Genomic DNA, 14,595 nt, shown 5'->3' on the forward strand with positions numbered 1-14,595 from the left:
TTGCCAAATCGAGCCGCCGCCCCTTGACCGAAACGCAGATGTCACTGTCCCCCGTCACCTCACTCAGCAGGTTTGACCATCCCCCCTTGGTGTGGTCTCCTCAAAAACAAACACAGGTGGAACGGGTTAGGTAACGGGCAAATGGCACGCGAATTCCACGAACAGGCATTCTACAACAAGCGGGATCGCGAAAGCATGGGCGATGGCTTCGTGCGCGAATACCTGCGCGACTATTGGGACTGGTTCCGCGACAACCTCAAAGACGCCCCCAAAGTCCCCGGCGACCAGTGGATGACCTGCCTCTCCGAGCTGGGCCTCAAGGAAACCCGCGCAGTCGCAAAGCGTGGAATCGGGGCCTATTATCGCTCCACCGGGCTCTTTCCCGACTTTTCCCAGCCCCGCCGCTTCACCGAGATGATGCTGCTCAACAGCCTGATCTCTCCCATGCCGCGCCTCAACGCCGCCGACAAGCTGAACGTCGGCCACTATATTCCCGAACATCTGCGCGAGCGGATCCAGCCCTGCCCGGTCGAAAAGGTCTTCGAAAACCAAGCCGAGTTTGACCTCTCCAGCGTGCCCGAGGGCACCTATTTTCTGAAAACCAACCACGGCAGCAGCCAGAACATCCGCTGCGATCTCTCCGGCACGCTCGATGACGAGACCAGCGCAAAGATCGACGAGAAACTGCCCAAGTGGTTCGACGAGCCCTATGGCACCGCCTCTTCGCAATGGTGGTATCGGTTGATCGACCGCAAGGTATTCCTTGAGCGCTCCATCGCCCGCGCCGAAGACGAGATCGTGCCAGACTTCCGCTTTCACTGCATAAACGGCACCGCCGCGCTGTTGCAGGTCGATGTCGGGCTTGGCACCAGCCAGCGCAACAATGCGATTTACGACAAGGATCTCAACTACATCGCCAAGCCCTTCCTCCGCCCCAACCGGGCCGAAGTGCCCCTGCCCGCCGTCACGCAGGAAGCCCGCGACATCGCGCAGGAAATCTCAAAGCCCTTCCCCTACATCCGGGTCGATATCTATGTGCGCGGTGACGATCTGTTCTTGGGCGAGCTGACATTCCTGCCCAATGCCGGGCGGCGTCCGGTCCGCTCGGCCTATATTGATAATTACCTCTGCAGCTTCTGGGATCCCATGCCCACCGTCAAACGGGTGGCCAAGGTGCCGGCCACGGCGAGCAAAGCCGCCTGAGGCGAGGCCAAGACCCTCAGACATCCCCACAAATGCAAAACGGCGCGAACCTCGTCGCGCCGTTTCGCTGTCTCTCGGTCATGCCCTCAAAGGGTCAGACAGCATCGCGCCGCGCATCAACCCCGCGCCGCTCAAGCTCCTCGGCCACGAGGAAGGCCAGCTCCAGCGATTGGCTGGCATTCAGGCGCGGGTCGCAGGCGGTGTGGTAGCGCGAGCCGAGGTCTTCGTCGGTCACGGCCCGCACGCCGCCGGTGCATTCGGTCACATCCTGGCCGGTCATCTCGAAATGCACGCCGCCGGGCACGGTGCCCGCTGCACGGTGCACGCCAAAGAACTCGCGCACCTCGCCCAGCACCCGCTCGAAGGGCCGGGTCTTGAAGCCGCTGTCGCTCTTGATGGTGTTGCCATGCATCGCATCGCAGACCCACACCACATTGGCGCCCTCGCTCTTCACCACGTCGATCAGCCGCGGCAGGTGCTCTTCCACCTTGCCAGCGCCAAACCGGGTGATCAGCGTCAGCCGCCCAGCCTCGTTCTTCGGGTTGAGATCCGCCATCAGCCGCTTCAGGTCGTCGCTTTCCATCGTCGGCCCGGCCTTCAGGCCGATGGGGTTGATGATCCCCTTGCAGAACTCCACATGCGCGCCGTCGGGCTGGCGCGTGCGGTCCCCGATCCACACCATATGGCCCGAGCCAGCCACCGTCTGCCCCGTGGTGCTGTCCACGCGGGTCAGCGCCTCTTCGTATTCAAGCAGCAGCGCCTCGTGGCTGGTGTAAAAATCAACCGACTGCATGGCGTGCACCGAGTCGGCGTCGATTCCGGCGGCAGACATAAAGTCCAGCGCATCCTGAATCCGGTTGCTGAGGTCTCTGTAGCGTGCCGCGCGGTCCTCATCCGCGAAGCCCGTCGTCCAGGCGTGAACCCGGTGAATATCGGCAAAACCACCCTGCGAGAAAGCGCGCAGCAGGTTCAGCGTCGCCGCCGCCTGGGTGTAGGCCTGAAGCATCTTCTTCGGGTCCGGAATGCGGGCCTCGGGGGTGAAATCCAGCTCGTTGATGATGTCACCGCGGTAGCTCGGCAGCTCCACATCACCCTTCACCTCCATCGGCGCAGAGCGCGGCTTGGCAAACTGCCCGGCCATACGGCCCACCTTCACCACCGGCACCTTGGCGCCGTAGGTCAGCACGATGGCCATCTGCAGCATCACCTTGAAGGTGTCGCGGATGTTGTCGCCGCTGAATTCTGCAAAGCTCTCGGCGCAATCGCCGCCCTGAAGCAAAAACGCCTCGCCACGCGCCGCCTTGCCAAGCTCATCGCGCAAACGGCGGGCCTCACCGGCAAACACCAGCGGCGGATACTTCGCAAGCTGCGCCTCAACGGCATTCAGCGCTGCCGCATCAGGGTAGTCGGGCATCTGCACCCGAGGCTTCGAACGCCAGTCGGCTTTGGTCCAAGTGCTCATCGTCTCATGTCCTTCATCGCTCCCGCGCCTCCCCGCGCGGGTAAGGCCGCCCTTATAGGGCCAGAGCAGCAAAACCTCTACCCCCGCGCGCGGTCATCGCGCGATTTTCTGCACCCAACGCTCTTGCGCCCTATGTCAAATCCTGCTTGCCTCCCCGGCGGGGACAATTTCCAGCATGGAGCCAGAATGATGCGGCGGCCCGAAGCGCAAACTCTGGTGGTCGAGGTGCCGGCCAAGCCGAAGCGCTTTGCCTTCCTCCTCGTCCCCGATTTCTCGCTTCTCAGCTTTGCTGGCGCGATCGACGCATTCCGGCTGGCCAACCGCACCTCTGGCAACCAGCTCTACGACTGGCAGCTGATCTCCGAGGGCGCTGTGCCGGTGCAGGCCTCCTGCGGCTCGGTCTTTCAGGTCAACGGCGGGCTCGACGACCTCAACCGTGAAGAGGTGATCCTCGCCTGCGCCGGGCTCGACGTGGAGGACAAGGCCAGCCCCAAAATCCTTGCATGGCTGCGCAAACAGGCCCGCCGCGGCCTCGCCATCGGCGGGCTGTGCACCGCAGGCTACCTGCTCGCCCGCGCCGGGCTGCTCGACGGCAAGCGCGCGACGATCCATTGGGAAAACGCCGACAGCTTCACCGAAGAGTTCGAAGAGGTGCGCCTGACCAAAACCGTCTTCGTCCATGACGGCAACCGGATGACGACGGCAGGCGGCACCGCCTCCATCGACCTCGCGCTCCAGATCATCGCCGAAGACTATGGCGAGGAGCTGGCCAACACCGTGGCCGACCAGCTGATCTATTCCTCGATCCGCACCGATCAGGACACCCAGCGCCTCTCCATCCCCACCCGCATCGGCGTGCGCCACCCCAAGCTGAGCCGTGTGATCCAGATCATGGAGCAAAACCTCGAAGAGCCGATCTCACCCGCCAAACTGGCCGAAGATGTCGTGCTGTCCACCCGCCAGCTTGAGCGCCTGTTCCGCCGCTACCTCAACCGCTCCCCCAAGCGCTACTACATGGAACTCCGTCTGCAAAAGGCCCGCAACCTGCTGATGCAAACCGATATGTCGGTCATCAACGTGGCGCTGGCCTGCGGCTTCACCTCGCCCTCGCATTTCTCCAAATGCTACCGCGCGCAATATCAAACCACCCCCTACCGCGAGCGCGGCTCCCACGGCGCGCGCCTCTCGGTATGATCCAGACGGCGCGGCTCACCCTTCGCCCGGCCGAGCCCGGCGACTTGCCCGCGCTCCACGCCATCTTCTCCGACCCGGACGTGATGCGCCATTGGTCCACCCCGCCGGATGAAACCATCGACGCCACCGCCGACCGGCTCGAAGGCTTCATGCGCGGCGAGCGTGAGCTGGGCCCCGAGTGGATGATCCTCCACCAAGGCACCCTCATCGGGCGCGTCGGCCTCTGGCGCAAATGGGAAGTCGGTTACATCCTCTCCCGCGCAGCATGGGGCCAAGGCTTTGCCTCCGAGGCGCTGCAAACCGTCACCGCCGAGGTCTTCGCCCGCCACCCCGCCTGTGACGCCATCACTGCCGATATCGACCCGCGCAACATCGGCTCAGGCCGGGTGCTGGAGAAGGCCGGTTTCATCGCCACCCACCACGCCAAGAACACCTTCTGCATCAACGGCGAATGGTCTGACAGCACCTACTACCGGCTGGATCGCCCCGCCCCGTGAAGCGCCTGCCTGTCATCATCGGCCTTATCCTCGGTCTCTCCGCCATCGGCTTCGCCCTCTGGGGCGCTGCGATCCTCTGGGGCATCGCCACCGCCTTTTCCAATTGGGGCCGCGAAGACACGTCAAACCTGCCGAAGGCACCCCTTTCCCGCGTACTCTCCGAAGATCTAACCGCGGTCGATTTTCTCGTCTTCCACGACGGCCCGCGCGGCTGGTATCTCGTCGATACCCCAGCCCCCCTCAACGACACCGAAATCGGCTTCTACGGCCCCCGCTTCCTCGGCCAACTCACCAAAACCGGCCCATCGCCCAACTACTGCGAGGGCGACAAGGACGCCAAGATCATCTGGGCCATCCGCGACGGGCAGGAGGTGGCCGCCATGGCCTATTGCAACGTCTCGCGGATGGACTTCGCCCCGCTCCTGCCCCACGCCACCCCCGTCACCCTGACCGACGCGGACATGACCGAAGCCGAGCTGACCGCCCTGCGCACCGAGATCGCCGCCGACCCGACCCGCCGCTTCGTCGATGTGCCGCCCAAGCCGCTGCCCTTCACCCACTACCGTGCCCTGCGCCCGCCCATGCTTTGGGCAGAAGGGGGCCTCTCGCGCGAAACCCAGGAAGAATTCGAGCGTCTGATCGCTGCCGAGGTCGCCGCCGCCCTGAACGGCGCACCCCACGCGCTACGGCTTTACAACGACCGTCACAACTACGCGTCCTTCTATCCCGATGAGGCCGACGAAATGGTCTGGGGCTCCTACATCTCAACCGAGACCGGCGCCGTCGTGCTGCCCCGGCTCTACCTCTACGCCCCCTACGTCAAAGTCTCCTGCGCGCCTGACGATTGCGCCCGCCTCGACCATCTCAACCTTACCTCGATCGTCACGCCGCTTCGCCCCAAGGCAGTGCTGGCCCAAGCCCTCGCTGCCGCCGTGCCCTTCGATAAGGCAATGAGAGCAGAGCAAAGCCTGCGCGATCCGGCCGCCGGGCCCCACGACTACTCCACCCCCAACACGACGGACCTTGCCGACCTTGAGACAAGACTGGCCGAAACACAGCCCTACACCACCCGCGTCCGCCACATCGCGCCGCGCAGCGACTAGCGCTCGGATCGTTCTGCTGAAAATACGCCGGGGGTGCGCAAGGCCTCTGGCGGCCTGCACTCGCCAAAATCAAGAGTCCGGCTCAGGCTCCACGTAAACGCCCTGCTCTTTCAGCGCGTCCACGACTTCTTTGGGCATATAGGTCTCGTCGTGCTTGGCCAGAATCTCGCTGGCCACAAAGACCTTCCCGTCATAGCTACCGGTTCCGACCATGCCCTGCCCCTCGGCAAAAAGGTCCGGCAGGATGCCGGTAAACTCCACCGGCACCACCGCACCACCATCCGTCACCGAAAAGCGCACCGTCTCGCCCTCGCCGCGGACGATGGAGCCCTCTTCCACCAGCCCGCCGATGCGAAACACTTCATTCGGGCTGGGCGGGCTCTCCATCACTTGGCTGGGGGAGCGGAAAAAGTTGATCCCGTCGCGAAAGCCATAGCCGATCAGCCCGGCAGAAAGTGCCAGTGCTGCAACGGCGACGAGGATCACCTGCACCCGACGCTTCTTTTTCAGCCCCTTAAGACCGGCCATCAGCCCCTCCCTACGGGAACAACGGGGCCATCATCAGCCCCTCGGTTTCTTCCAGCCCCAACATCAGGTTGGCGTTCTGCACCGCCTGCCCGCTGGAGCCCTTGGTCAGGTTATCAAGCGCGGCAAACACCGTCGCCCGGCCCTCGGCCCGCTCTGCGGCCACGCCGAAATGCACCATGTTACTGCCCCGGACCGAGCGGGTCGAAGGCACCTGCCCAAAGGGTAGCACATGGCAGAACGGCTCGTCTTGATATGCCTCAACCAGCGTCGCGTGAATCGCCTTGGCGTCCCCCTGCACATAGGCCGCCGAAAGGATGCCCCGGTTCGCCGGGATCAACGTGGGGGTAAACTGCACCCGCACCTCGCGCCCCGCCGCTTTGGAAAACTCCTGATCGAACTCGCCCAAATGCCGGTGCTTGCCGCCCGCCGCATAGGGCATCCAGCCCTCGCTCAACTCGGCATGCAGCAGGTTCTCCTTCAGCGCCCGTCCAGCGCCAGAAACCCCAACCTTCATGTCGATGATAACCGAGTCAGGGTCGATCAGCCCGCCCTTGAACAGCGGCAGCAGGCTGAACAGCCCGGTTGCCGCATTGCAGCCCGTCCCGGCCACAAACCGCGCGCCCTTGATCTCATCGCGGTAAAACTCGGTCAGCCCGTAAACCGCTTGCTCTTGCAACTCCACCGCCTGATGCGGCTGGCCATACCACTTTTCGTACTCCGCCGGATCGCGCAGCCGGAAGTCGGCGGAGAGGTCCACCACCTTCAGCCCCTCGGGCAAACCGGGGATCACCTGCTGGCTGGTCACATGCGGCAAGGCGCAAAAGCAGAGGTCGATGGCAGAAAAGTCGATCTCGTCAATTTTCACCAGCTTGGGCAGGTCAAGATGGGCCAGATGCGGGAACACGTCACGCATCTCCATGCCTGCCTTGCGCTCGGCAGCCAGCGCGGCCACCTCCATGCCCGGATGGGTGGCAATAATCCTCACGAGTTCGGCGCCGGTGTAGCCGGAGGCGCCCAGAATGGCGATCTTTGCGGTCATTGGTCTTTCCTTGGTCTTGCGATGTGTAAGCTGAAGTCAGGCAGGCTGAAATTCAACTTTTCGTCGCAAGAAGCGTGTGGCCTGATCCGTCACCTTGCGCGGATCGCCCGTGGTCAGAAATTTCGTCTTCTCCCCGCTGCCCAGCTTGTCGGGGTGGCGGGTGAGATAATCGGCCAGAGACTCCGCCACGATCGTGGCTTGCGAATAAACGCTCACCTCCGGCCCCAGCGCCTCCTGAAAGGCTTCTTCCATGATCGGATAATGAGTGCAGCCTAGAATGGCCGCCTCAGGCTTGGGCATCTTGCGCTTGAGCGCGTCCACATGGCTGTGCACCAGCGCCTCGGCCAAGATCATGTCACCATCCTCGATGGCATCCACAACCCCGCCGCAGGCCTGCGCCTCGACATCCACGCCAATCGCCCGAAAAGCAAGCTCGCGCTGAAACGCGCGCGAGGCCACCGTGGCCGGCGTAGCAAACAGCGCCACATGCTTCACCGCCACCTCGCGCGGGGGCGAGTTGTCGCCCCACTGCCGCTCGGTCAGCGCCTCGATCAGCGGCACGAACACACCAAGCACCCGTTTGCCCTCGGGCACACCGGCCTCCTGCATCCGCCGCAAGGCCGCCGCGCTCGCCGTGTTGCAGGCCAGAACCACCAAGTCGCAGCCCTCGGCCCAGAGCCGCTCCACCGCGCCGCGGGTCAGGTCATGAATATTGTCGGCATCGCGCACGCCATAAGGGCTGTGGGCGTGGTCGCCATAGTAGACAAACGCCTGATCGGGCAGCCGCTTTTGCACCGCGTCCAGCACGGTAAGCCCGCCGATCCCTGAGTCGAAAATGCCAACCGCCATGGCAGGTTACGCCTTGTGAAAATCCTCAAATTCCTTGCCGTATTCGCGTGCACGAACAGGCGTGTTCGACAGGCTATACGTGGCCTCGCGCAAGAAATCCATCAGAGCTTTGGGATCGCGGGCGCGACTGTCGATTTCATGCCGCGGGATCGGCTGACCAATGGCCACATCCACCGGCTCGTCGATGCGGGCGCGGAACTCCTTGATCAGCAGCGCAATCCGCAGGGTCGAGTGAATGTGGCTGGCCATCTGGAACAAGCGACTGTTGGCACCCTCAAAGAACACCGGCACCACCGTTGCCCCCGACTTGGCGATCATCTTGGCAGTAAAGCGCCGCCAGCCCGGATCGAGCGGGCGCGAAAGAAGGCGCGCCGAGGTGCTCACCGTGCCGCCCGGAAACACGCCAATCGCCCCGCCTTGCCCCAGATAGTCGAGCGAAGCCTTGCGGGTGGCGAGGTTGGTGGCCTGCGCCTCGCGCGTGCCGTCAAAGTCGATCGGCAGGATGATCCGGTTCAGCTCTTCGGACCGCTTGAAGACCTGATGCGCCAGAATCCGAAAATCGCCCCGCGTCTCGCTCAGGATATGGCCCATCATCAGCCCGTCGAGGATGCCATAGGGATGGTTGGCCACCAGCACCAGCGGGCCGGTGGTGGGGATGTTTTCAAGGCTGCCCCGGGTAACGCGAAGGCTCAGCCCATAGCGGCGGCGGATCACATCCCAAAAGTCCTCGCCTTGCGCCACGTCGCTCTCGTAGCCATCGGCCCGCTTTATCAGCCCGATCCGCCCGGTGGCGTTTTCCAGCAGCTTCACGAAGGCACGGCCCGGCTTGGAGCGCACCGAGTTGGCATAGGTGATGTCACGGGCGACCTGGTGGCGCTGGTCCATGGGGCGCGTCCTCTTTTTCATGGCGCTCAGATAGGGCGCGGGGGCCGATCTGGGAAGGCTTTATGACGGGTGCGTAAAGCCTGTGTGACACCCTTTTGGGAGCGTTGCGCAGCGGGGGGCCAGCCCCCCGCACCCCCCGGAGATATTTTCAGCAAGAAAATGAACAGGTTATTCCGCAGCCTGGCGCATGGGCGCTTCGGGGTTGCGGAAGGCTTCGAGCAGTTCTTCGCGTCGTTTGGCGGCCTTTTCGGCGTTGGCGAGTTTTACCGGGCCGAATCCGCGGATGGTCAGCGGGAGTTCGGCGAGTGCCAGCGCCGGGGCGCGGTTGTGGTCGTTCAGGCCGGCGAGGATATCGGCCATGTCGGTCTCGTACTGCGCGATCAGGGCACGTTCGAGCTTGCGTTCATGGGCGAAGCGGAACGGGTCAAACAGAGTGCCGCGCAGGGGCTTCATCGCCGCCAGCAGCTTGAAGCCCTGCCGCATCCAAGGCCCGAAGGCCCGCTTTTTCGGCCGCCCGCCAGGCCCCTTGGTGCCAAAGATCGGCGGGGCGAGGTGGTAGCTGAAGCGCATCTCCCCCTCAAACACCTCCGCCGCCTTGGTCTCGGTCTCCAGCAGCAGGCGGGCGGTTTCGTATTCGTCCTTATAGGCCAGCAGCTTGTGGTAGCCCTTGGCAATCGCAAGCTTCATCTCTTCATCCGGGGCGCGGTCCACCAGCGCGCGGTAACGGCGAGCCGTTTCGGCATTGCCCCAGGCTTCCAAGTGGCGCGCGCGATAGTCGATCCGCTCGGCCAAGGTCTTTTCCTGCGCCGCCCCGGGCGCAAGCATCCCCGCAGCCGCCTCAGGCTCAACCACCGCCCATCGCCCGATCTCAAAGGCCCGCCTGTTGCCCTCCACCGCCTGCCCGTTCAAGTCGACGGCACGCATCAGCGCCGCGTAGCTCACCGGCACCAGCCCGGCCTGCCACGCGGCGCCGAGGATCATCATGTTGGAATAGATGCTATCACCGAGAAGCACGCGAGAAAGCGCCTGCGCATCAAACACTTGCAAGCCGTCCTTCAGGCGCGCCTGTAGCGCCAGCACCATCCGGTCATGGGGCAGCTTGAAGTTGATGTCGCGGGTGAAATGCCCGGTGATGATATCCGCCCCGTTCACCACCGCCCCGGTCTGCCCCTCGCGCATCAGCCCCAAGGTCTTGGAGCCTGCCGTGGTCACCAGATCGCCGCCAATCACCGCATTGGCCTCGCCGGTGCCCACGCGGATGGCATTGATCAGTTCCGGCTTCTCGGCAATCCGCATGTGGATGTGCACAGCGCCGCCCTTCTGCGCCAGCCCGGCCATCTCAATCATGCCAACGCCCTTGCCGTCGATATGCGCGGCCTGGGCCAGCACCGCGCCTACGGTCACCACCCCGGTGCCGCCAACGCCCGTAATCACCATGTTATGGGTGCCCTCGATCGCGGGCAGCACCGGCTCCGGCAGGTCAGGCAGATCCACCGCCTTTTCGGGCGCCTTCTTCACCTTCGCGCCTTGTATCGTTACGAAACTGGGGCAAAACCCGTTGAGGCAGGAGAAATCCTTGTTGCAGGCGCTCTGGTCAATCTCGCGCTTGCGGCCCAGCTCGGTCTCTTTCGGCAGGATCGCCACGCAGTTGCTCTGCACCCCGCAATCGCCGCAGCCCTCGCAGACATCGGTGTTGATGAACACCCGCTTGTCGATATCGGGGAAGGTGCCGCGCTTGCGCCGCCGCCGCTTTTCCGCCGCGCAGGTCTGTACATAAATAATGGCCGATACGCCTCTGATTTTGCTAAACTTCTCCTGAACGCTCTCAAGCTCGGCACGCTCGTGCCGCGTCACCTGCGCCGGAAAGGCCTCAAGATCAACATCCTCCTTTTCATCGAAGACAAGCGCCACCTCCTTCACCCCCATCGCCAGCACTTCGCGGGCGATCTGCTGGGGTGACAGGCCGCCTTCATTCGGCTGCCCCCCGGTCATCGCAACCGCGTCGTTGAACAGGATCTTGAAGGTAATGTTGGTGCCCGCCGCCAGTGCGGCCCGAATGGCCAGCGTGCCGGAGTGGTTGTAGGTGCCGTCCCCGAGGTTCTGAAACAGGTGCTCGCGCTTGGAAAACGGCGCCTCGCCCATCCAGTTCGCCCCTTCCGCGCCCATATGGGTAAATCGGTCGGTCGAGCGGTCCATCCAGCGGGCCATGAAGTGGCAGCCAATGCCAGCGCCCGCCTCGGAGCCCTCGGGCAGTTTGGTGGAGGAGTTATGCGGGCACCCCGCGCAGAAATAGGGCAACCGGGCCGCGATATCGGGCGCATTGTCGGCCAGCCGCGCGCTTTCAATTCGCGCCATCCCCGCCTTGATCCGGTCGGTGCCGCAATCTTCCTCGATCAGAATTTGCCCAAGTTCGAGCGCTATGTCATTGGGATCAAGCGCAAAATGGGTTGGAAAGAGCACCTCGCCATTCTTCATCCCGCCGTAAACGCGCCGCCCCCGGCGATCATCAAAGATCGCCTCCTTGACCTGCACCTCGATCAGCTTGCGCTTCTCTTCCACCACCACGATCACCTCGAGCCCCTCGGCCCAATCGTGGAAGCCCTTCATATCCAACGGCCAGACCTGACCCACCTTGTAGGTCGTCACCCCAAGCCGCTCGGCTTCATCCGCGTCAATGCCCAAAAGCTCCAGCGCGTGGCACAGATCGAGCCAGTTCTTCCCGGCCGCGACAAAGCCAATCTTCGCCCCCGGCTTGCCATGCATCCGATGGTCTATTTTATTCGCATTCGCAAAGGCTTCGGCGGCAAACCTCTTGTGCGCCAACAGCCGCTCTTCCTGCGCAATCCAGTGATCCCCAAGCCGAATGTTCAGCCCGCCCTCAGGCAGCGCAAACTCAGGCGTCACAAAGTTCAGCCGGTCCGCCCGGCCATCCACCACGCTCGTCGCCTCAACGGTGTCCTTCATCACCTTCAGGCCCACCCAAACGCCCGCATAGCGGCTCAGCGCCCAGCCATAGAGCCCATAGTCAAGGATCTCCTGCACCCCCGCAGGGCTCAGCACCGGCATATGCACATCCACCAGCGCCCAGTCGGACTGGTGGCAAACGGTCGAGCTTTCGCCGGTGTGGTCATCTCCCATGGCCATCAGCACGCCGCCATGCGGGCTGGTGCCCGCCATATTGGCGTGGCGCATCACATCGCCCGAGCGGTCCACCCCAGGCCCCTTGCCGTACCAGAGGCCATACACGCCATCATAGCGCCCCTCGCCCCGCAGCTCGGCATTCTGGCTGCCCCATAGCGCGGTGGCCGCGAGGTCTTCGTTCAGCCCCGGCTCGAAGCGCACATCATTCTCGGCCAGCAGCTTGCCCGCACGGGTCATCCACTGGTCCACGCCCCCCAGCGGCGAGCCGCGATATCCGGTGCAATAGCCCGCCGTATTCAACCCGGCGGCCCTGTCACGCGCCTTCTGCATCAGCATCAAGCGCACCAACGCTTGCGTGCCATTGAGCAGAACCGGCGATTTCTCCAGATCGAAACGGTCGGTGAGACTTACATCTTGCCTAGTCATTACGCGCTTCCTCCCAGTAGCGGGCATAATGTGATATTAGGTCATAATATCTGACCTACAAACACAATTCTGTGCTCGTTAATGATTTGCGCATAGGCTGATGACGTGCATAAGGATGCTGCGTTGCAACCGCTTTGAACATAGTGAACCGTTACCAATGGATTGGGACAAGCTCAGAATATTTCACGCCGTGGCTGATGCCGGGTCACTTACCCACGCGGGTGAGACGCTGGGGCTGTCGCAATCGGCGGTCTCCCGGCAGATTCGCGCTCTTGAAGAGAGCCTGAACGCCACCCTGTTTCACCGTCACGCCCGCGGGCTGATTCTCACCGAGCAAGGCGAGCTGCTGTTTGACGCCACGCAGGTGATGAACCGCCGGCTCGACACCGCCGCCGCGCGTATTCGTGACAGCGAAGAAGAGGTGTTTGGAGAGCTCAGGGTCACAGCCACCACCGGCTTCGGCACCCTCTGGCTCACGCCCCGCCTGCCCGCACTGTATGAGCGTTACCCAGATCTTTCGATCGACCTCAATCTTGAAGAGCGGGTGCTGGACCTGCCGATGCGCGAGGCCGATGTCGCCATCCGCATGAAAGAACCCTCCCAGGCCGACCTGATCCGCCGCCGCCTGATGGGCGTGCGCATGCGTCTCTATGCGTCCGAAGGCTATGTCGCGCGCAATGGCGTGCCAAAGGATCTTGATGATCTTTCGCAGCACCGGCTGATCTCTCAGGCCTCACATTCCACCCAAGTGCGGGCCGGGGCCGAGATGATTCAGGCCCTGCTCACCCATGACGTGACCAAGCGACTCACCGTCAACAACTACTTCGGTGTGCTTCAAGCGGTGATCAACGACCTTGGTATCGGCCTGTTGCCCGATTATGTCGCCCTCGACACGCCTGGGTTGGTTCGGGTGCTCCCCGAGGAGGAAAGTTCCGAGGTTCCGGTTTTCCTCGCCTACCCCGAAGAATTGCGTCAATCCAAGCGGATAGCTGCATTCCGCGACTTCGTGACCAGCGAAATTCAAGCACAACGCAGGGCTGTGCGAGAGGCTGCTGCCGAATAGCTCACCCTGTGTGCCATGCGCCACAGTCATGGCTGCCATTCGCAGATGCGGCATTTTTTGGCTTGAACGAAAGCGCTGCGTCACCATATGTGAAGACATCAGGCGCACCGGCTCAGGCCAGCGCGTCTTTTACCTCCCTGTTGGACTTAGGCCGAGCTTGTCTCGGCCTCTTTTTTTGTCCAACGGTCTGGTGATCCAGCGATGTGAGGGGCCCGGGCGGGGGCCGAATTGCGCGGAGCGTGCACCGAATCAAATCGTCTTGCAAGCCTTCGCTTTCGCTCCACCAAACAGTCTGTTTCCAAAATAGAAACGGGCACCGCAGCCGATAACGCCACAGTGCCCGCGATCCTGTTTTCAGCGCCTTAGAGGTTGCGCAAACCCCGAACGAAGCGACGCTCGCTTTGGCGCAGCTTCACCCGCTTTTCATCCAGCGCCCGCGGATCAGCCGTGAGGCGAACCGTCTTGCCTGCGTGTTCGCCAACCGCCGCCGAAAGCTTCGCCACAATCGTCACGCCTTGGCCGGAGTAGCTGACAGAAATCACCCGACCCAGCACCTGGCCATCAGACGAGAGCAGCGCGGTGCCCTTGTAAGCAGCCAACCGCTTTGCAAGCAGCAGCCGTTCACGTGCGGCGCGCTCTTCGGCGGACAGGTTTGTTCTGCCGCCCGGCACAGCTGTCGCCACTTCGGGCGCATCGGGGCTGGTCCCGGTGGTGCTGCCGCCACCAACAGAAACGTCAACCTCAGCATCAACGCCGCCCGTGCCACCAGAGCCGGTGCCGCCGCCAATCGCCACATCTGCCTCTGCATCAACGCCGCTGCCGCCCCCAATCGACACATCCACATCAGCGCTAATGCCGCCGCCGCCGATCGACACATCGGCATCCACGCCGATGCCGCCACCGCCGCCGCCGCCACCACCAAGGCCAAGCGCCTCAGCGGAGTTAGGAAGTGCAAAGCAAAGAGCCGCTGCAATAATCGCCGTTCCGCCCTTCAGTCCAGTCTTGCTCGAGTTGGTCATTCTTCTACCTTTCGTGAGGTCTGTTCCACCCGACTCAACCCTGAGACAGCATTCGGTCCTAATTGCGTCCATTCATTTAAAATTTTAGACACATTTGCCGCGTTTACGCCCGATTGTCCCCAAGACCGCGACAGTTACAAAAAACTGAGTCAAAATCGTGCCAGCCCAATCTGAGAGGCGCCCCGC

12 protein-coding genes are annotated in these 14,595 nt (G+C 63.1%); 5 read left to right on the forward strand and 7 right to left on the reverse strand.

The genetic code is table 11. From position 1 onward, the window contains the following. Positions 1-141 precede the first annotated feature (141 nt). Entirely contained in the window at positions 142-1,203 is a 1,062-nt protein-coding gene (locus FHY55_RS11815) for an ATP-grasp fold amidoligase family protein (RefSeq protein ID WP_140014386.1), read from the forward strand. A gap of 94 nt (positions 1,204-1,297) precedes the next feature. Here the strand turns inward: FHY55_RS11815 and FHY55_RS11820 are convergent, their stop codons facing one another. After that, positions 1,298-2,665 (reverse strand): class II 3-deoxy-7-phosphoheptulonate synthase, encoded by a 1,368-nt coding sequence (locus tag FHY55_RS11820; RefSeq protein ID WP_140014387.1) that lies wholly within the window; start codon positions 2,663-2,665, stop codon positions 1,298-1,300. 189 nt (positions 2,666-2,854) lie between these two features. On the opposite strand from FHY55_RS11820, the gene FHY55_RS11825 reads away from it, so the two are divergent. From FHY55_RS11825 to FHY55_RS11835, 3 genes are read left to right on the forward strand one after another with little or no spacing between them, the layout of a single operon-like run. After that, on the forward strand, positions 2,855-3,859 hold the full coding sequence (locus FHY55_RS11825; RefSeq protein ID WP_140016096.1) for a GlxA family transcriptional regulator: 1,005 nt from the start codon (positions 2,855-2,857) through the stop codon (positions 3,857-3,859). After that, a complete protein-coding gene (locus tag FHY55_RS11830; RefSeq protein ID WP_168222987.1) occupies positions 3,856-4,356 on the forward strand; it encodes a GNAT family N-acetyltransferase in 501 nt (166 codons plus the stop codon). Before FHY55_RS11825 ends, FHY55_RS11830 begins: the two co-directional genes overlap by 4 nt. Then, positions 4,353-5,459: a hypothetical protein gene (locus FHY55_RS11835; protein WP_140014389.1), complete on the forward strand. Its 1,107-nt coding sequence runs from the start codon at positions 4,353-4,355 to the stop codon at positions 5,457-5,459. Before FHY55_RS11830 ends, FHY55_RS11835 begins: the two co-directional genes overlap by 4 nt. Positions 5,460-5,528: 69 nt before the next feature. Here the strand turns inward: FHY55_RS11835 and ccmE are convergent, their stop codons facing one another. The 5 genes from ccmE to FHY55_RS11860 all read right to left on the reverse strand — a co-directional run bounded on the left by ccmE (position 5,529) and on the right by FHY55_RS11860 (position 12,327). Then, positions 5,529-5,987, reverse strand: a complete 459-nt coding sequence (gene ccmE, locus FHY55_RS11840; RefSeq protein ID WP_140014390.1) for a cytochrome c maturation protein CcmE — start codon at positions 5,985-5,987, stop codon at positions 5,529-5,531. A gap of 10 nt (positions 5,988-5,997) precedes the next feature. Continuing rightward, complete coding sequence (gene argC, locus FHY55_RS11845) at positions 5,998-7,026, reverse strand: N-acetyl-gamma-glutamyl-phosphate reductase (protein WP_140014391.1); 1,029 nt, start codon at positions 7,024-7,026, stop codon at positions 5,998-6,000. A gap of 36 nt (positions 7,027-7,062) precedes the next feature. After that, positions 7,063-7,875, reverse strand: a complete 813-nt coding sequence (gene murI, locus FHY55_RS11850; RefSeq protein WP_140014392.1) for a glutamate racemase — start codon at positions 7,873-7,875, stop codon at positions 7,063-7,065. 6 nt (positions 7,876-7,881) lie between these two features. Continuing rightward, positions 7,882-8,760, reverse strand: a complete 879-nt coding sequence (locus FHY55_RS11855) for a lysophospholipid acyltransferase family protein (RefSeq protein ID WP_140016097.1) — start codon at positions 8,758-8,760, stop codon at positions 7,882-7,884. A gap of 168 nt (positions 8,761-8,928) precedes the next feature. Next, entirely contained in the window at positions 8,929-12,327 is a 3,399-nt protein-coding gene (locus FHY55_RS11860; RefSeq protein WP_140014393.1) for an indolepyruvate ferredoxin oxidoreductase family protein, read from the reverse strand. A gap of 157 nt (positions 12,328-12,484) precedes the next feature. Between FHY55_RS11860 and FHY55_RS11865 the strand changes: the two genes are divergently transcribed. Then, positions 12,485-13,390, forward strand: a complete 906-nt coding sequence (locus FHY55_RS11865; RefSeq protein ID WP_140014394.1) for a LysR family transcriptional regulator — start codon at positions 12,485-12,487, stop codon at positions 13,388-13,390. 362 nt (positions 13,391-13,752) lie between these two features. Here the strand turns inward: FHY55_RS11865 and FHY55_RS11870 are convergent, their stop codons facing one another. Then, positions 13,753-14,409, reverse strand: a complete 657-nt coding sequence (locus tag FHY55_RS11870) for a hypothetical protein (RefSeq protein WP_140014395.1) — start codon at positions 14,407-14,409, stop codon at positions 13,753-13,755. Positions 14,410-14,595: the final 186 nt, after the last annotated feature.

This window comes from Oceanicola sp. D3, from assembly GCF_006351965.1.
GTDB lineage: Bacteria > Pseudomonadota > Alphaproteobacteria > Rhodobacterales > Rhodobacteraceae > Vannielia.

Bases quoted from the DNA above. Each gene is read 5' to 3' on its own strand.
- FHY55_RS11815 (WP_140014386.1), top strand. From the start codon at position 142: ATGGCACGCGAATTCCACGAACAGGCATTCTACAACAAGCGGGATCGC.
- FHY55_RS11820 (WP_140014387.1), bottom strand. From the start codon at position 2,665: ATGAGCACTTGGACCAAAGCCGACTGGCGTTCGAAGCCTCGGGTGCAG.
- FHY55_RS11825 (WP_140016096.1), top strand. From the start codon at position 2,855: ATGCGGCGGCCCGAAGCGCAAACTCTGGTGGTCGAGGTGCCGGCCAAG.
- FHY55_RS11830 (WP_168222987.1), top strand. From the start codon at position 3,856: ATGATCCAGACGGCGCGGCTCACCCTTCGCCCGGCCGAGCCCGGCGAC.
- ccmE (WP_140014390.1), bottom strand. From the start codon at position 5,987: ATGGCCGGTCTTAAGGGGCTGAAAAAGAAGCGTCGGGTGCAGGTGATC.
- argC (WP_140014391.1), bottom strand. From the start codon at position 7,026: ATGACCGCAAAGATCGCCATTCTGGGCGCCTCCGGCTACACCGGCGCC.
- murI (WP_140014392.1), bottom strand. From the start codon at position 7,875: ATGGCGGTTGGCATTTTCGACTCAGGGATCGGCGGGCTTACCGTGCTG.
- FHY55_RS11855 (WP_140016097.1), bottom strand. From the start codon at position 8,760: ATGGACCAGCGCCACCAGGTCGCCCGTGACATCACCTATGCCAACTCG.
- FHY55_RS11860 (WP_140014393.1), bottom strand. From the start codon at position 12,327: ATGACTAGGCAAGATGTAAGTCTCACCGACCGTTTCGATCTGGAGAAA.
- FHY55_RS11865 (WP_140014394.1), top strand. From the start codon at position 12,485: ATGGATTGGGACAAGCTCAGAATATTTCACGCCGTGGCTGATGCCGGG.
- FHY55_RS11870 (WP_140014395.1), bottom strand. From the start codon at position 14,409: ATGACCAACTCGAGCAAGACTGGACTGAAGGGCGGAACGGCGATTATT.